The sequence below is a fragment of the Streptomyces iconiensis genome (assembly GCF_028657195.3).
Taxonomy (GTDB): Bacteria; Actinomycetota; Actinomycetes; order Streptomycetales; family Streptomycetaceae; genus Streptomyces; species Streptomyces iconiensis.
In genome coordinates this window covers 86,858-101,750 of record NZ_JANCPR020000006.1, presented here as the reverse complement: position 1 = coordinate 101,750, position 14,893 = coordinate 86,858, and the positions used below count along the sequence as shown (strand labels likewise).

14 protein-coding genes are annotated in these 14,893 nt (G+C 70.0%); 6 read left to right on the top strand and 8 right to left on the bottom strand.

The genetic code is table 11. From position 1 onward, the window contains the following. Window positions 1–411: 411 nt before the first annotated feature. A complete protein-coding gene (locus NMN56_RS07745; RefSeq protein ID WP_274044438.1) occupies window positions 412–1,182 on the bottom strand; it encodes an SDR family oxidoreductase in 771 nt (256 codons plus the stop codon). A 191-nt stretch (window positions 1,183–1,373) separates the two neighbouring features. Between NMN56_RS07745 and NMN56_RS07740 the strand changes: the two genes are divergently transcribed. Together NMN56_RS07740 and NMN56_RS07735 are read left to right on the top strand one after the other, a co-directional pair. Then, window positions 1,374–1,703 carry a glyoxalase gene (locus tag NMN56_RS07740; protein ID WP_347178580.1) on the top strand — a complete coding sequence of 110 codons (330 nt, stop codon included), beginning with the start codon at window positions 1,374–1,376 and terminating at the stop codon, window positions 1,701–1,703. Window positions 1,704–1,894: 191 nt separating this feature from the next. Next, window positions 1,895–2,071 carry a hypothetical protein gene (locus NMN56_RS07735; protein WP_280842797.1) on the top strand — a complete coding sequence of 59 codons (177 nt, stop codon included), beginning with the start codon at window positions 1,895–1,897 and terminating at the stop codon, window positions 2,069–2,071. A gap of 525 nt (window positions 2,072–2,596) precedes the next feature. Here NMN56_RS07735 and NMN56_RS07730 read toward each other — a convergent pair. The 4 genes from NMN56_RS07730 to NMN56_RS07715 form a co-directional block, all read right to left on the bottom strand. Beyond that, the gene (locus NMN56_RS07730; RefSeq protein WP_274044440.1) at window positions 2,597–3,478 is read right to left on the bottom strand and encodes a sigma-70 family RNA polymerase sigma factor; all 882 of its coding nucleotides are present in this window, start codon (window positions 3,476–3,478) and stop codon (window positions 2,597–2,599) included. 97 nt (window positions 3,479–3,575) lie between these two features. Then, window positions 3,576–4,454 (bottom strand): 3-hydroxyacyl-CoA dehydrogenase family protein, encoded by an 879-nt coding sequence (locus tag NMN56_RS07725; RefSeq protein WP_274044441.1) that lies wholly within the window; start codon window positions 4,452–4,454, stop codon window positions 3,576–3,578. Between the two features lie 258 nt (window positions 4,455–4,712). Continuing rightward, a complete protein-coding gene (locus NMN56_RS07720; protein ID WP_274044442.1) occupies window positions 4,713–5,447 on the bottom strand; it encodes an acetoacetate decarboxylase in 735 nt (244 codons plus the stop codon). A gap of 444 nt (window positions 5,448–5,891) precedes the next feature. Then, window positions 5,892–7,148: an MFS transporter gene (locus NMN56_RS07715; protein WP_430542495.1), complete on the bottom strand. Its 1,257-nt coding sequence runs from the start codon at window positions 7,146–7,148 to the stop codon at window positions 5,892–5,894. A 106-nt stretch (window positions 7,149–7,254) separates the two neighbouring features. On the opposite strand from NMN56_RS07715, the gene NMN56_RS07710 reads away from it, so the two are divergent. Beyond that, on the top strand, window positions 7,255–8,463 hold the full coding sequence (locus NMN56_RS07710) for an ROK family transcriptional regulator (RefSeq protein ID WP_274044443.1): 1,209 nt from the start codon (window positions 7,255–7,257) through the stop codon (window positions 8,461–8,463). A gap of 147 nt (window positions 8,464–8,610) precedes the next feature. On the opposite strand, the gene NMN56_RS07705 is transcribed toward NMN56_RS07710, so the two are convergent. From NMN56_RS07705 to NMN56_RS07695, 3 genes are all read right to left on the bottom strand, one after another. Then, the gene (locus NMN56_RS07705; RefSeq protein ID WP_274044444.1) at window positions 8,611–9,417 is read right to left on the bottom strand and encodes an isocitrate lyase/PEP mutase family protein; all 807 of its coding nucleotides are present in this window, start codon (window positions 9,415–9,417) and stop codon (window positions 8,611–8,613) included. After that, the gene (locus NMN56_RS07700; protein ID WP_280842798.1) at window positions 9,414–10,214 is read right to left on the bottom strand and encodes a hypothetical protein; all 801 of its coding nucleotides are present in this window, start codon (window positions 10,212–10,214) and stop codon (window positions 9,414–9,416) included. The genes NMN56_RS07705 and NMN56_RS07700 overlap by 4 nt, the downstream gene beginning before the upstream one ends. A gap of 519 nt (window positions 10,215–10,733) precedes the next feature. Next, complete coding sequence (locus NMN56_RS07695; protein ID WP_274044546.1) at window positions 10,734–11,561, bottom strand: ATP nucleotide 3'-pyrophosphokinase; 828 nt, start codon at window positions 11,559–11,561, stop codon at window positions 10,734–10,736. 228 nt (window positions 11,562–11,789) lie between these two features. Between NMN56_RS07695 and NMN56_RS07690 the strand changes: the two genes are divergently transcribed. From NMN56_RS07690 to NMN56_RS07680, 3 genes are all read left to right on the top strand, one after another. Then, complete coding sequence (locus NMN56_RS07690; protein ID WP_274044446.1) at window positions 11,790–12,908, top strand: sigma-70 family RNA polymerase sigma factor; 1,119 nt, start codon at window positions 11,790–11,792, stop codon at window positions 12,906–12,908. 45 nt (window positions 12,909–12,953) lie between these two features. Continuing rightward, entirely contained in the window at window positions 12,954–13,781 is an 828-nt protein-coding gene (locus NMN56_RS07685; protein ID WP_274044447.1) for an SDR family oxidoreductase, read from the top strand. 283 nt (window positions 13,782–14,064) lie between these two features. Then, complete coding sequence (locus NMN56_RS07680) at window positions 14,065–14,859, top strand: alpha/beta fold hydrolase (RefSeq protein ID WP_274044448.1); 795 nt, start codon at window positions 14,065–14,067, stop codon at window positions 14,857–14,859. Window positions 14,860–14,893 lie beyond the last annotated feature (34 nt).

Sequence of the window (14,893 nt, the reverse complement as noted above, 5' to 3'; positions counted from 1 at the left end):
GCCACCCTGCGGACGGCCCCAATGGAGTCGACCCGCGTCGCGGCAAGGCTTCGTGAGCATGACGCGAGCACCGGCACACGTACCGGGATCACCGGCAACAAGCGCCGCTACGAGGCCCGAGCTGAGCGGCGCTCAGGCTCGGATTTGGGCCTGGATTTGGGCCTGGATTTGGGCCTGGGTTTGGACCTGGGCTTGGCCCTCGGTGTGGAGCCGGGCTTCGGAATCGGAATTCGGGCTTGGGTCGGACTGTGCGCGGCCTTCGCGGACTTGGACTCGGATCGAGCGGCTTGGGCCGTTCGGTTGCCGGGCGGGCATCCAGTGGTGGCTGCCGGGTCAGGGGGTGATCGTAGGCAAGCTCCCCCGGCGAAGCGGGCCCATCGCGGGGCAGCGGCCACACCGTGGCACGGAGGCTCAGGCGGGTGCAGGGGTCTTGGCGAGGAAGTCGGACCATGTGCGGGTGGTGGTGTGGAGGGGCCCTTGAGGGAGAAGCGTGCCGTTACGGATGGCACGGGTGCCCGGCATTCGGAGGGAAAGAATCTTGCGGTTCGGGCGGCCTGTGGTGTGCAGGTAGGTGCGGAGGAGGTCTGCGGCGGTCGTTGCTTCCGGCCCCGCGATGTCGGGTGCTCGTCCTGCGGGGTGGGGGTCGAGGGCTATGTCGGCGAGCCTGGCTGCCACTTCATCGGCGTCGAGCGGCTGGACACGGAAGCCGGACGGTATGGGCACAAGGGGAAGCTTCGCGGCGGAGCTGACTCCCTTCAGGATCAGGTCGTAGAACTGAGTGGCGCGCAGGGTCGTCCACGGCAGGCCGGAGTCGGCCACGATGCGTTCGGATTCGAGCTTGGAGCGGAAGTAGCCCAGGGAGATGCGGTCGACTCCCACTATGGAGACGTACACCAAGTGCGGTGCGGGCGAGTGCGAAGAGACCGCGCGCACAAGATTGCGGGTCGCCTGGGCGTCGCCCCTCTTGTCGCTCGCACAGTGCACGATGACCCGCACGCCGTCGACAGCGGATTCGAGTGCTTCTCCCTTGGCCAGGTCTCCCTGAACGAACTCGGCTCCGTCTCCGCTCTCGTAACGGCTTCGGCTGAGCACGCGCACCTGGCGACCCGCGTCGGTGAGGCGTGGCACCAGGAGTCGTCCAAGTGTCCCTGTGCCGCCGGTGACCAGAATCGGTGAGGTCATCGTCTCTCTTCTCTCTCGGAGTTGCGGGCGGTCACTGATATGACCCGCGCCGAGCCGGAGATGTGACAGCGGCGAGACGGTCACACTCCGTTGCTCCGACGGGTCATATAGCTGAGGGACGAACGCCCGGCAACGACCGCAACGTTGAGCGCCGCATACGAGGAGCACACGTGAGTGCAGTGGACGAAGGCATGAAGACAGCTATCTGGCCCGTCGAAGACCTCGCGCAAGCAAAGGGGCTGGCCGATCAGCTCTTGGGCATGGAACCGTCCATGGACGCGCCGCACTACGTCGGCCACCGCATGAGGGCAGGACGTCAGGCTCGATCCGAACGTGCACTCCAAGGGAGTGCCGGGCCCCGTCTTCTACTGGCACGTCGCAGACATCCGGGCCACGTGGCCGCTCTGCGTGTGGGCGGAGAGCAGACAGTCCAGGACATAGAGGACCTGGGCGGCGCCAAGCTCATCACCCAGGTCAGTGATGCGGACGGCAATGTCTTCGGGCTCATCCAGATGCCCTGACCGTTCCCGCCGCCACTTCCGCTTCCGCGAACGCCCGTGTTGCCCAGCGGCCTCGTGCTGGCTCGGCCCTCCACCGCCCCCGGCCTCGGCGGCCCTCCAAAACCTGAGAGCCAACTGACCGCCGAGGCATGGCAAGCCTACGGCGTCGCAGCACCGCTGCCCGCTCGGCCCAGGCAGTGCAAGCGGCCCACTTGGCCCAGGCGGTGCAAGCGGCCCAAGGGGCTCAGGAGACCCATGCGGTCCAAGCGGCCAAGGCGGCCAAGGCGGCCAAGGCGGCCAAGGCGGCCAAGGCGGCCAAGGCGGCCAAGGCCAAACGCTCACCGGCACGGGCGAGTTGGGGGCCCACTGCTCACCAAGCCCTCGAATAGCTCACGAACTCCCACCCCGGCACCCCCGGCAGCCGGGGTGCCCCAGCCCGACCGGCCTCGGGCCCTCAGAGTTGGGTGCTCCCTGCCCTCCGGCCCACGCTGGGGTCTCTCATTTGGATCAGGCTGGATCGGAGAGCGAGGTCCGATGCCGTGCGTCGCAAGGTAGGGGAGGGCGCCCCTGCGGAGCAGCGGCGACCGGCGCTTCCCCGCCCCACCGGACGGTGCGGGAAGTACCCCGCCGTTGCGAGGCGCGGTGCCCAGTCCCCGCCCCCCACGTCACCCACCACACGCCACACGCCAAGGCCCCAGCCTCCCCACTGCTTAGCCCAGCTCAACTAAGCACGCCCCGGCCCTGCCTGGCCCCCTACCCCTACCCCTCCCCTCCCGATACCGCCGGTCCCGCTATCCCTTCCCCGCTACCGCCGTGCCGGCGACCGCAGTCGCCGCGCCCGTCCGCCCGTCCGCCCGCAATTCCTAGTGGCGGTCCCCCGTCCGCAATTCCCTGTGACGGTCGGAGGTCAGGGGTCACGGGTCAGGGGTGGTGATGAGTTCAAGGCTCAGTTCGCTGAGGTGGCCGGGGTCGGCACGCATGTCTATCGCGGCGATCCTTTCTCCGGTGAGGGTGAAGCCGAAGACGACGCGGGGCCGTCCGTCAGCTGACCAGACCAGCCCGACCTTGCCGTCGATGTACGCGGGCCGTGCTGCCTTGGCTCGGCCGGCGAACACGTTGGCGACGGCGGTCGCACCGCGCGCACCCTGTGCGCCCGTGCTGGCGGCGGCGCCGTCGATGCGAAGCACGACGTCCGGGTCGAGCAAGGTGAGCAAGGAGGTGAAGTCGCCGCCGCGGGAGGCCGCGAGGAAGGCTTCCACCACCTTTCGCTGGCGGGCCGACTCGATAGGGGAGTCGCGTGACGCGCCGCGTAGGCGGCGGCGTGCCCGGCTGGCCAACTGCCGGGTGGCGACCGTGGAGCGCTCCACGATGGGCGCGATGCTGTCGAAAGGAACGGAGAAGAGGTCGTGCAGCACGAACACGAGACGCTCAGCGGGAGTAAGGGTGTCGAGAACCACCAGCAGCGCCACACCGATCGAGTCGGTGAGCACCGCATGGTCCTCGGGCCCCGCGCCGTCCTCATGCGGTACGTCGGCATCCGGCCCGTGGGTGCCCCAGGGGTCTTCGCGGCGCGTGTCACGCGCGCGCAGCATGTTGAGGGAGATCCGGCCGACGACCGTCGTGAGCCATCCGCTCAGGTTCTCCACCTCGTCGGTGTCAGCGCCGCTCAACCGGAGCCAGCCTTCCTGCACCGCGTCCTCTGCCTCCCCCGACGACCCGAGCAGGCGATAGGCCACGGCGTGCAGGCGGCCACGGTGTTCCTCGAAGCGTTTCGCCAGAGATTCGTTTTCTTCCATTGCTCAGGTCCCCCTCCGTCCACGGCATGTCATAGGGCTGACCCGCGAGGCCGCTCCGGTGTGACAGGGGGACGGGGGCGGTGAGAGACCGGAGTGATCAAGGGTTGGGGTAGTCGTCGTAGAAGCCGCGTCCCGTCTTCACGCCGAGATGCCCCATGTCCACATAGGTGTGGAGGAGGGTGCGGGGCGAGCTGGGGAGGTGCGGATTCTGGCTGGCGTAGTGGTTCTCGATGGCCAGGACGACATCGAGGCCGATGGCATCCATCGCTCGAAAGGGGCCAGGCGCCCCGGTGTTCAGCTCGATGAGGCGGTCGACCTCCTGAGCCGTGGCGACACCGTCGGCGACGACCTGGAGCGCTTCTCGTTTGATGGCTGCCCAGATCCGGTTGTTGATGAAGCCGGTGCTCTCCTGACGAGCCTCGAAAGGATGAAGGCCGTAGCTGGGAAGGACGGTGAGGAGATGGTCGAGGAGGGCGCGACGTGTGTGGCCGCAGGTCATGATCTCGACAACGTTCTGCTCGGGGGGCATGTAGAAGTGGGCGTTCATGACCCGTTGGGGGCGGGTGACGTGATCGATGAGCAAGCGGCTGGCGAACGAGGACGAGTTGCTGGCCAGCACCGCGTCCGGGGGCGATAGGCGGTCCAGGTCGCCGAAGACCCGGCGTTTCAGGCCCAGTTCCTCCGGCACGGCCTCAATGACCAGCCACGCGTCGGCTAAAGCGGAGGCCAGATCACCGGTCGTACGGACCGCCCCGGGTGAGGCGCCTTCGCGCGCGGCGACCACCCCCGGAAGTGTCTGGCGCACGTACTCCTCCGCCGCGTCGCGTTGTGCGGCCGAGGGGTCATGGATACGGACGGTGCCGCCCCGGGACGCCAACATGAGCGCGATACGGCGCCCCAGAGTGCCGGCACCGACCACGGCGACGGGGCGGGAGTCATGCGCGGGGAGGACAGAATCAGAGAGGACGGGATCCATGGCGGTAGATACTCCTCTGCTCCAGAGAGTGAGGGGATGGCGGTGGCTTGGTATGTGACGTGCACGCATACGCATGGAATGCGACGCAATACGACCGGGACGGTCACGACACGGTGCGAACGAGACATAGACGGCACAACGCGAGCGGAACGCACTGCCTCGGAAAGACCCGGAAGGACCGGAAGGACCGGAAGGACCGGAAGGACCGGAAGGGCAAGCGAGGCGAGCTGGGGCGCGGCACGCGTAGGCGCTCGCCCCTCAGGCTAGGTAGTCGTACACCGGAGTGAAGGGGGCGAGCGTCAGGTCCGTGAGGATGTGGCTGGCCTCGATCACTTCCAGCACGGGCAGATCGGCGAGCGGGGCCATCACGTGTTCGAACAGTTGGAGGCGGGCGGGGCCCTGCCATGCCTGCTTGACCGTGAGGTCGGTGATCTGGGTGCGCACCAGGTCACAGGCGCGCAACCCTTTGTCGTAGCCGGGAACGACATTGAGCGCGAACGTCGGTGCGGTGAGGAGCCGTTCGGCGCGCGCGGGGTCCATGGGCTCGTGCTTGTAGGGCATCGTCGCCGTCGCCACGCGCTGCGAACCGTAGTCGAGGGTTCCGATCAGCGCGCTGGCCTCGGCGAACAGCCTTGGCGAGCCGATGGACTTGGGGTAGGCGTCCCACTCGCGTCCGGCGAGGATGGCGCCGACGTTGTCCAGGTACATCGCGTGGAGGTACTCGCCCTCCTCCCCCTCGTAGGAGGCGTGCAGCACCTGGCCGCACTCGGTGTAGGAGCCGTAACCGTCGACGTCGCCCATGCGCATCACCTCGAATCGCACCAGAGGTTCGCCGGTCAGCAGCGGCTCGGGGACGGCCGCGCGGAGAGCGTCGGGGTCGGTGCGATAGACGACGTTGAAGTACTCCCTGTCGATGAAGCGCGGGACCCGCAGCGGGTAGGGCGTCGCCGTGAGCGGCGTGGTGGGCCTGCGTAGTACGTCTTCGATCCGCATGGTGGACGAACTCCTCCCGCGCGTAGCCGGTTTCCCTCCGTCCCGGTGCCACGGAGGCCCCCTTGCCGGTTTCCTTCCGCCCCGCTGCCCCGGAGGCGACCTTGCCGGTTTCCTTCCGTCCCGCGGCCCGGGACGTCCCTTTGCCGGGTTCCCGACGCACCGACTTCCGTTGCTTCCTGCTATCGGGCTTCCTCCACACCGGCTCTACCGGACTACCTCCTGTACGGGACTTCTCCTCTACAAGACTCCTCCCGCACGGGACCTCTACTGCCCAGCGCTCCCCCTGCCCAGCGCTCCTCCTGCACAGGGTTTCTGCTGCACAGGGATTCTGCCGCACCGGCTTCCTGCCTCCCCGGCGGCTCTCGTGCAGGTGACGTTAAGGGGTCCTGGCGAGCGGGGCGCCCGGCCGGCGTCCGACTGTTGCGGTTCAAGCGACCGTTGCGGTCAAGCCGACCGTTCCCCCGAGGCGGCGGCCTCCCCGGGAATGGCCGCGTCACCCGGAACAGCGACGTCCCCGGCGGGTGCCGGGCGCAGCAGGCCGGCGCCTGCTGTGAGGCCGCAGGTGAGGAGGGTGACGACGGTGAACGAGAGGGTGAGGGACGTGAGATCGGCGATGCCGCCGACGAGGGGGGGGGCGATGAGACCTGCCGTGTACGTGATGGTGGCGACGCCCGCGATGGCCTGGGCCGGGGCCTTGCCGGAACGGGCCGCGGCGGCGAAGGCGAGGGGGACGACGACCGCGATACCGAGACCGATCAGGCCGAAACCCGTCAGCGCGAGGGCAGGAATGGGTGCCGTGACCACCAACGCCCCGCCAGCGGCGGCCAGTAGGCCACCGAAACGCACGGTACGCACGGCGCCGAACCGGTCGACGATCGCGTCACCCGCCAGCCGCGCGACGGCCATGGTCAGCGCGAAAGCTGTTGTGGTTGCGGCGGCGAGGCCGGGTGACGTGCCAAGGATGTCGCGCAAGTAGACGGCCGACCAGTCGAGGCTGGCGCCCTCGGCGAAGACCGCACAGAAAGCGACACCGCCGATGAGCACCGCCGACTTGGGCGGCAGCGCGAAGCGAGGCGGAGGTTCTGCTTCCGGTTCGGTGCGCACGTCGAGAACAGACCGGCAGGCGAGTAGCCCGAGCGTGGTGAGGACCAGCGCGGCGATGGTGTGGTGGAGGCGCGCGTCGGCGCCCAGGTGCGCGGCGACGGTACCGCCGACGGAGCCGATCAGTGCTCCGATGCTCCACATTCCGTGCAGTCCCGACATGATCGAACGGTGGAGGCGGCGTTCGGTCTCGACGCCGAGCGCGTTCATGACGACGTCGGACATGCCCGCCGTCGCGCCGTAGACGAAGAGGGCGAAGCACAGGGTGAGCAGGCTCGGCGCGAGGGCCGGGAGCACCAGCGCGAGCGTCCACAGTGCAAGGAGGACGCGCAGCGCGGGCCGCGCTCCGAAACGGTGACTGACCGCCCCCGCCATGGGCATCGCCAGTGAGCCGCCGATGGCAGGGAACGCGAGTGCGAGCCCCAACTGGCCTGCAGATACGCCCGCGTGCTCCTGGATCCAGGGGACGCGGGTGGCGAAGCTGCCTGTCACAGCGCCGTGCACGCAGAAGACGGCGGCTACGGCGAACCGAGCACGCCGTAGCCCGCGTATGTCGCCCGCCGGGGCCCCGCCACCCATCGACGCACTACTTGCTGTCATCTTCCGTTTCCCTCCGGCCAGTTGGCACGCCGCAGGCCCGCGTGCGCAGCTGTACCGTAAATTATTAGGGACCCTTCCTGAAAGGTAATTCTGAGAGGATCCCCGCATGCCACCCGCTTCACCGAGCACCGCCCGGGCCATGAACGACCGCCTCGCGCTGAAGCTGCTCCAGGAGCGGGGGCCGCTCTCCGCGAGCCAGCTCACCACCCTCACGGGCCTCGCGCGCCCCACCGTCGCCGACCTCATCCAGCGGCTCGCCGCCGCCGGCCTTATCGCACCCGCCGGTGAGTCGGAGGCCAGGCGACGCGGGCCGAACGCACGGCTGTACGGCATCGTTGCCGACCGTGCGCACCTGGCAGCCCTGGATATGCGAACGGACGGAGTACGCGTACGCGTCGCCGATCTCCTCGGTACCCAACTCGCCGAAGCCCAGCTGCTCGTCGACCCGGCAGCCCCGCCCGAGGAAGCCGTACGAGGCACCGCCGAGCTGCTCGACCATGCAGCGGCCGAGGCCGGAGTCGAACGCCTGCACAGCGTCGCCGTCGGCGTGCCGGGTCTCATCGACCCCCGGACGGCCCGCCTCCGCACCGCGACGGGGCTCGACTGGCACCGCGAACTGATCGCGCTGCTCCAGGACCGGTTGAGCGCGGCCGTCAGGACCGAGAACGAGAGCAACCTCGCGGCCCTCGCCGAACTGCGGGCAGGCGCAGCGCGCGACCGTGACTCCTTCGTGTTCTTCTGGCTGGGCGAGGGACCTGGCGCGGCGGTGATTCTCGACGGGGCGCTGCGCAGTGGCGCCTCGGGCGGCGCGGGCGAGATCGGCTTCCTGCCGGTACCCGGTGCCGAAGCGCTGCCTTCGGCTGCCACGTGTGAGAGCGGCTTCCACTCGCTGGTCTGCGACGCCGCCGTGCGGCAGCTCGCCGCCGAGCACGGCATGGACCCGGCACTCGGCGCTGAACAGGCCCTACGCGCGGCCGTTGAAGGAGGCGGGCGCGGAGAGGGGGTCGGTTCAGGGGAGGGGCCCGGACCGGAGGCGGCGTTTCTTGACGCGCTCGCCACGCGCATCATGCTGGGCGCCGCAGCCGTCACGGCTGTGCTCGACCCCGGTTGCCTCGTGCTGGGTGGCGCGCTCGGCCACGCGGGCGGAGCCCCGCTCGCAGCCCGCGTCGAGCGGCAGCTGGCAGAGGTGACGCCCCTGCGTACCGAGGTACGGGCCAGCAGCTACGGCGACGACGGCGTCCTCAACGGTGCGCTTCTGGCCGCCGTCGACATGGCCCAGGAGGCTGTGTTCCCTTCGTTCCCTTCAGCCGGCTGAAGGGAACGGGGCTGCGGCTGCCCATGCGTATCCGGGGGCGGGAACGCACCGGACGAGGGCCTGGAGCCCGTACGGCGGCCCGGGCCCGGGTCTCGGTCCTGGACCGCGCACGACCTCGGTCCAGGACGACACCGGATGAGGCCCGGTTCAGGCCCGCACAGAACCCGTACGGATGAAGCCCTGCACCTGCGCGTAGGTGAAGGACGGAACCGGGACGTCGTGGCCGTCGCGGACGGCTGCCGCGGTGTCCGCTGCGGCCGTGAGTGCCTGGCGGTACGGGAGAGAGCCGAGGCTCAGCCTGCGCACGCCCAGTGCGGCGAGCGCGCGAAGATCGGGAAGTGCCGGGCTGTAGAGGAGGTTGAGGGGGACGGTGAGAGTTTCCGTAAGGGCCCGGACGCCTGTCGTGTCCGTGAGGGCCGGCGCGAAGGCCCCGTCGGCGCCCGCCTGTTCATAGGTGAGGAGGCGCTGCACCGTGCGGTTCACCTCGGTACCGAGCCAGTGGGTGTCGGTACGCGCGTTCACGAAGAGGTCCGGGCAGGCTTCTTTGACCGCCGCGATCTTCGCGGCGTGCGCGTCGGCTGAGGTGAGCGTGCCGTCGGTGCGGCCGTCCTCCAGGTTGATGCCGACGGCACCGGCAGCGGCCAACTCCGTCGCCAGGGCAGCCACCTCGGACGGGTCGTCGCTGAAACCACCCTCAGCGTCCACTGACAGGAGGAACGGCGCCTTCCCGCCCCGCCCCAGCGCCCACGCCAGCCCCACCGTCAACTCCCGTGTCTCCGCTGCACCGTCCGGCAGCCCGGCGGCTGCCGCGACCCCGAGGCTGCTCGTGCCGATCGCCGCGAATCCGCGCGCGTACAGTGCCGTCGCCGAGCCGTGGTCCCACGCGTTGGGCAGGACAAGCGGCGCGTTCTGGGCACGGTGCAGGGCTGCGAACGGGGTTGCCAGGGGGTTCATCGGCGCTCCTCGATCAGGTGTGCAGCCCGCACGGAATGTCCGCTGAGCACGCCCTCAGCCAGCGCGAGGGCGTGTGCGGCGGCGGGACAGCGGTGCGGACCTGCGGAGAAGGACAGGTGTGAGTGCTCCGGGGCCGTGCTGACAGCGGCAAACGCGTCGCTGTCGACTACAGGGTCGCCATCGGCGTTGGCGGCGACGATATCGAGGTGCACGTAGTCGCCTTCCGCGATGTCCGTGCCCTCGACACGGGTGGCACGCACCGCGATGCGGCGCAGAAACCGTACGGGTGGGTCGTACCGGAGGGTGCGGTCCAAGAGAGCCGCGAAGTCACCGCCGCAGCCCGGAAGGGCGTTGCGCGCGTGCGCAAGTAGCGTGGCCGTAGCGTCACAGGCTTGTACGAGGAGGCAGATCCGCCCCGCCGCCACCTCAAGCTCCCCCGGCCCCGGGCCCCGCACGCCGGGCGCCCGTATCCCGGACGCTGGCGCCCCGCATGCCCGTGCCGCGGGCTCCGATACTGCGAACTCCCGTACCCGGGACTCGCCCACCCCTGGCGCCCGTTCCTGGGTGTCGGCGACCAGTAGCTGCCCCATCAACCAGTTCACAGCCGCGTCGGCGTGCGCATCGGAGCCGCCGAAGTACGCGCGGGCAATGGTCGTCACGGCCGACACGACCGCCTCGGGCTGCCGCAGGCCCAACGCACCGGCGAGCGTGCGGACCACCAGGCCGCGATCGTCGTACGCGGACGGTTCGCAGCGGTCCGGTGTACTGGCCGCCGCTTTGGCGGCTGCTCCGCGCATACGTTCGGGGTCCAGCCGGGCCAACTCCCTCTCCGCCAACGCGCGTCGCCGCGCATGCGTGTCCCCACTCGCGAACCGGACTACGGCGCCCCGCAGCCACGCCACACCCCACGGTGGGCCTCCATCCAGCGGCTCGACGGGACGCTCGGCAGAGGAGGACACCACAGAAGAGGCGATGGGCGACACGGACGCCGGGCCATGCGCCCCCTCAGAGGAGGCAGGGAAAGCCGGGGAAACAGCGGAAGTCGGGGAAGCAGGGGAGGCAGGGGAGGCAGGGGAGGGGAGCGGCGGTACGAGACACGGGTCGGAGAGGGCTGCGTATACGTCCTCGTAGCGATCGAGTGTGTGGGTGCGGCTCATGCGCCGGACAGTAGGCGCCCCACGCTTCGATGCCGGCCGAAGCGTGGGGCGAAGGGTCATGGTGCGTCGGACCGCGAGGCGTAGGCCCACAGGCGACCCCGTGCACCGGCCCCAGCGCACATGCTGTGCGGGCTGTAAGGGACGAGCGGGCTGAGCGAACTACACCGGCTGTACGAGGCGCTCCGAACGCTCGGCCTGCGGTACCCGCGTACCCGGGGGCCGCGTACCCGTAGCTCGCGCCGTCGGCACCCGCGTAGCCGGAGCCCGCAGTTCCCTGGCGCCCTCCGGCACCGGTACGGCGGCGAAGACCGCGCCCTGCTGGGCCTGGAGGTCACGGACACGGTCGGGGGGCGTGCCGGGAAGCCGCTGTTCTTCGTACAACTTGTGGGTCGTTTCCTGCGCGCGCTTGCTCGCTGGGGTGTGGAACTGGACCTCGAACGGGTGCCCCGAACGGGGCGAGCGCCAGGCGGAATTGATGCCCTTGTAGGCGCGCTCGCGGGACCAGGTGTTTGACCACTTGAGAGAGTCGTTGCCCCAGTCGGCCAGAGTCGACGACGCGGAGGCGACGCCCCATGTGTACCGCGCGTCCTCCCACTGAAGCGTGTACCGGATCGAGTCGTTCAACCGGGCCAGTGCCTCCTCGGCGGTCTGCCCCGGGGCCTCCCGAAGCGAACCGGCGACCTTCCGCTTGAGGGAGTCGGCGGACTTCAGGCGGTGATCGAAGCCGACGAGTTCGGCGCCGCTGCGCCGCGCGGCTGCGCGCACCTGCGGGCTGATGGAACGCTCAGCAGCGCGCGCCCGCGCGAGATACGTGTCGGCGGCTCTGTTCTGCTCCGCGTCGAGGCTGAGCCCTTCGCCCTTCCAGCCGCCGTCACCAGGGGGCTCGGCGCCTGCGGCGCTCGCCGCCGGGCCGCCGCCGAGCACCACGGCGGCGAGCGCCGCCGTGACCGCCGTACGGGGCAGGGCTCGGCCCGCGTTCCTGGTCATGCTCCTGGTCACTGCCACGCTCCTCGTCACTCCTACTTGCCGTCCGCTCGACTACTTGCCGTCCGCTCGACTACTTGCCGGCCACGCGACGTCCCGTTCGGTGCTGTCCGGTCCCCTGGACCGCCCGGCTCTCCGGGACGCCGTGAACCACCCGGCTCCGGCCGCCGTGAGACGTAACGGTGCGGAGGCCCAGGAGGCACGCGCCAAACCGCGTGGTGAACTGAGAACATGCGACAGGGAACGGGTTCCGACCCGGACGGGGCAGCCGTGTTCGAGGAGTGGCGGAGCACTCTGTTCGGGGTCGCCTACCGGATGCTGGGGACGGCGAGCGAGGCGGAGGACGTCGTACAGGAGACGTATCTGCGCTGGCGTGGCACGGACCGCGCGGCGGTTGTCTCACCGGCTGCATGGCTCACCAAGGCGGTCACGAATCTCTGCCTGAACCAGCTCAGTTCGGCACGCGTACGCCGCGAACGGTACGTGGGCCAGTGGCTGCCGGAACCGGTCCTCACCCGCGTCGGAACCTCCCCCTCCGGCCCGTCGGCCGACCCCGTGGAGGTGGCCGAACAGCGCGACGCGATCTCGCTCGCACTGCTTGTGCTCCTGGAACGGCTCACGCCGCCCGAGCGGGCGGTGTTCGTCCTGCGCGAGGCATTCGGTTACGCACACCGAGAGGTCGCCGACGTGCTCGGCGTCACCGAGCCGCACTCACGGCAGCTCTACAGGCGCGCGAAACGTACGGTCTCCGAGGGCGACGACGTGGCCGAAAGGCCCGATCGAACCGAACAGCCCGGTCGACCGGGACGGACGGGACGGACCGAGCGGACCGAGCGGACGGAACAGCCTGAACGGACGGAACGTGCCGAACAGCGCGAGCGGCCGGAACAGCGCAAGCGAGCCGTACAGCGCGAGTGGCCCGAACGACCTGAACGGCCGCTCTCTTCCGTACCGGGCGGCGACCTCCTCTCCCGTTTCCTGGCAGCAGCCCGTGACGGTGATCTCGCCGGTCTCGAACGGCTGCTGGCCGACGACGTGGTGTCGTACGCAGACGGCGGCGGCACGGTCGGCACAGCGCGCCGCCCCATCGTCGGGCGCACGAGGGTGGCGCGGTACCTCACGGGCGGGATGCAGCGCTTCGCCACGCAGATCGAGCTCACGCCCGCCGTGGTCAACGGCGGACCCGCCCTGCTCGGGTTCGCGGGCGGACAGCTCCTCGGAGTGCTGGCCGTGGACGTCTCCGGCGGCCGGATCAGCACTCTGCACGTCATGGCGAATCCGGACAAACTGATCTATATACAGCAGCAGTTGGCCTCACTGTCACATCCGCGCCCGCTGCCGGGTCAATAGGGAAAGGACGCATACACCAGCCACCCGCCAGCCCCGGAGGACCCGATGGGTAAGCCAGCAGACACTCCTCCCACCAGCGAGACCGTCCTCGTGACCGGTGCGACCGGCACGCTGGGACGCCCTCTCGTGGAACGCCTCCTCGAAGCGAGCGCTTCCGTGCGGGTGATGAGCCGCCGGCCACGCCCCGTCGACGACGAGCGACCGTACGAGTGGGCCCGCTGTGACCTTGCCACCGGCGCGGGCCTCAGCTCAGCCGTCGAGGGCGCGGGCACGATCGTGCACTGCGCGACGAGTCCACGGCACGAGGTGAGCGCGACCCGTCGCCTGGTCGAAGCCGCGCGCTCCACGGGCGGCAATCCGCATCTTGTGCACATCTCCATCGTCGGCGTCGACCGATTGCCGTTCTCCTACTACCGCGCGAAGTACGCCTCCGAGCGCCTCATCGAGACCTCGGGACTGCCCTGGAGCCTCCTGCGCACCACCCAGTTCCACGACCTGATCGCCCGCGTCTTCACCGCCCAGCGCCGTCTGCCCTGCGTCCTCATCCCCCAGGGCTTCCGCTTCCAGCCCATCGAGGTCACCGAGGTCGCAGCCCGCCTCGCCGAACTCGCCATGGCCGCTCCCGCCGGCCGGGTGCCCGACATGGGAGGTCCCGAGATCCACACCGCCCGCGACCTCGCCACAACCACCCTCCACAAGCGCGTACTCCCCGTGCCCCTCCCCGGCGCCGCTGCCCGCAGATTCCGGGCCGGCGACAATCTCGCCCCCACCCATGCCACGGGCACCACCACCTACGAGCAATACCTCGCGGAGCGAGTCGGCCCAGCGCGAGCCGATACGCGCCCCACGCGCACTCGGAACCACCCGTCATGAGGCAGTCGAGGTCGCGCCTCAAGAGGCAGCCGAGCACACACGCCACCGAGCCATCGCGCACGCAACCCATGAGGCGGTCGGTCGAGCGTGCGGCTCGTGAACAGGGAAGAGAAACACGCCTGTTGGGACTCGTTCATGATGCGGTGCCGGTCCTCGTCCGGCCCAGCCCAATAGTCGATGGCCTGACCCACCGCGTCGTTCACGGCTGCCGTGGCCACCCACGCCCTCCGGTGGGGCCCGGGCCCCACCAGGACAGGGCAAAAGACCGTGAGAGCGTGAGCGCATGCCCTACGCGACAGCTGCCGACGGTGCCGCGCTGTACTACGAGACCCATGGCTCCGGCCCGCCCCTGCTCCTCCTCAGCGGGCAGGCGAACAATCACCACTGGTGGGACTCTGTACGGGCCGGTTTCGAGGCGGAGTTCACGACCGTCGTCATGGACTACAGGGGTACGGGCAAGAGCGACCGGCCGGACACGGATACGTACAGCACGCCCGGTTTCGCGCGGGACGCGATGGCGGTGCTGGATCACGCGGGAATCGCCAGCGCGCACGTGTACGGAACGTCGATGGGCGGCCGGGTCGCTCAGTGGATCGCGGCCGATCATCCGGGGCGCGTGAAGCGGCTGGTGCTGGGCTGCACCTCGCCGGGTGCTCGCCACGGCGTGGAGCGCGGGCCAGAGGTGCTGCGTGCCCTTACGGACCCTGATCAGGCCGCTGCACACCGCGCGTTGGTGGAACTGATGTACACGCCAGCGTGGGCGGCCCGGCACGAGGGCCCGTTCCACACGCTGGGGGACCCCTCGATGCCGGACCACGCGCGCCGCCGCCACCTGCGCGCGAGCGCACGGCACGACGCGTGGGACGCGCTGCCCTGTATCACCGCTCCCACGCTGGTGATCCATGGCACGGACGACGCGTTCAACCCCACCGCGAACGCACCGCTGCTCGCGGACCGTGTGCCGGACGCGCGGTTGCGCCTGGTGGAGGGCGCCCGGCACGCGTACTTCGAGGAGTTCGCCCATGTCGCCACCCCGCTCGTGCTGGAGTTCCTCACCGAGGCACAGCCGCGCGACTAGGCCCGCTTCTGATGGCTCTTGGCCGGACATCATC

Bases quoted from the DNA above. Each gene is read 5' to 3' on its own strand.
- NMN56_RS07745 (WP_274044438.1), bottom strand. From the start codon at position 1,182: ATGACCTCACCGATTCTGGTCACCGGCGGCACAGGGACACTTGGACGA.
- NMN56_RS07740 (WP_347178580.1), top strand. From the start codon at position 1,374: ATGAAGACAGCTATCTGGCCCGTCGAAGACCTCGCGCAAGCAAAGGGG.
- NMN56_RS07685 (WP_274044447.1), top strand. From the start codon at position 12,954: ATGGGTAAGCCAGCAGACACTCCTCCCACCAGCGAGACCGTCCTCGTG.
- NMN56_RS07705 (WP_274044444.1), bottom strand. From the start codon at position 9,417: ATGAACCCCCTGGCAACCCCGTTCGCAGCCCTGCACCGTGCCCAGAAC.
- NMN56_RS07710 (WP_274044443.1), top strand. From the start codon at position 7,255: ATGCCACCCGCTTCACCGAGCACCGCCCGGGCCATGAACGACCGCCTC.
- NMN56_RS07690 (WP_274044446.1), top strand. From the start codon at position 11,790: ATGCGACAGGGAACGGGTTCCGACCCGGACGGGGCAGCCGTGTTCGAG.
- NMN56_RS07720 (WP_274044442.1), bottom strand. From the start codon at position 5,447: ATGCGGATCGAAGACGTACTACGCAGGCCCACCACGCCGCTCACGGCG.
- NMN56_RS07715 (WP_430542495.1), bottom strand. From the start codon at position 7,148: ATGACAGCAAGTAGTGCGTCGATGGGTGGCGGGGCCCCGGCGGGCGAC.
- NMN56_RS07725 (WP_274044441.1), bottom strand. From the start codon at position 4,454: ATGGATCCCGTCCTCTCTGATTCTGTCCTCCCCGCGCATGACTCCCGC.
- NMN56_RS07730 (WP_274044440.1), bottom strand. From the start codon at position 3,478: ATGGAAGAAAACGAATCTCTGGCGAAACGCTTCGAGGAACACCGTGGC.
- NMN56_RS07680 (WP_274044448.1), top strand. From the start codon at position 14,065: ATGCCCTACGCGACAGCTGCCGACGGTGCCGCGCTGTACTACGAGACC.
- NMN56_RS07700 (WP_280842798.1), bottom strand. From the start codon at position 10,214: ATGCGCGGAGCAGCCGCCAAAGCGGCGGCCAGTACACCGGACCGCTGC.
- NMN56_RS07695 (WP_274044546.1), bottom strand. From the start codon at position 11,561: ATGACCAGGAACGCGGGCCGAGCCCTGCCCCGTACGGCGGTCACGGCG.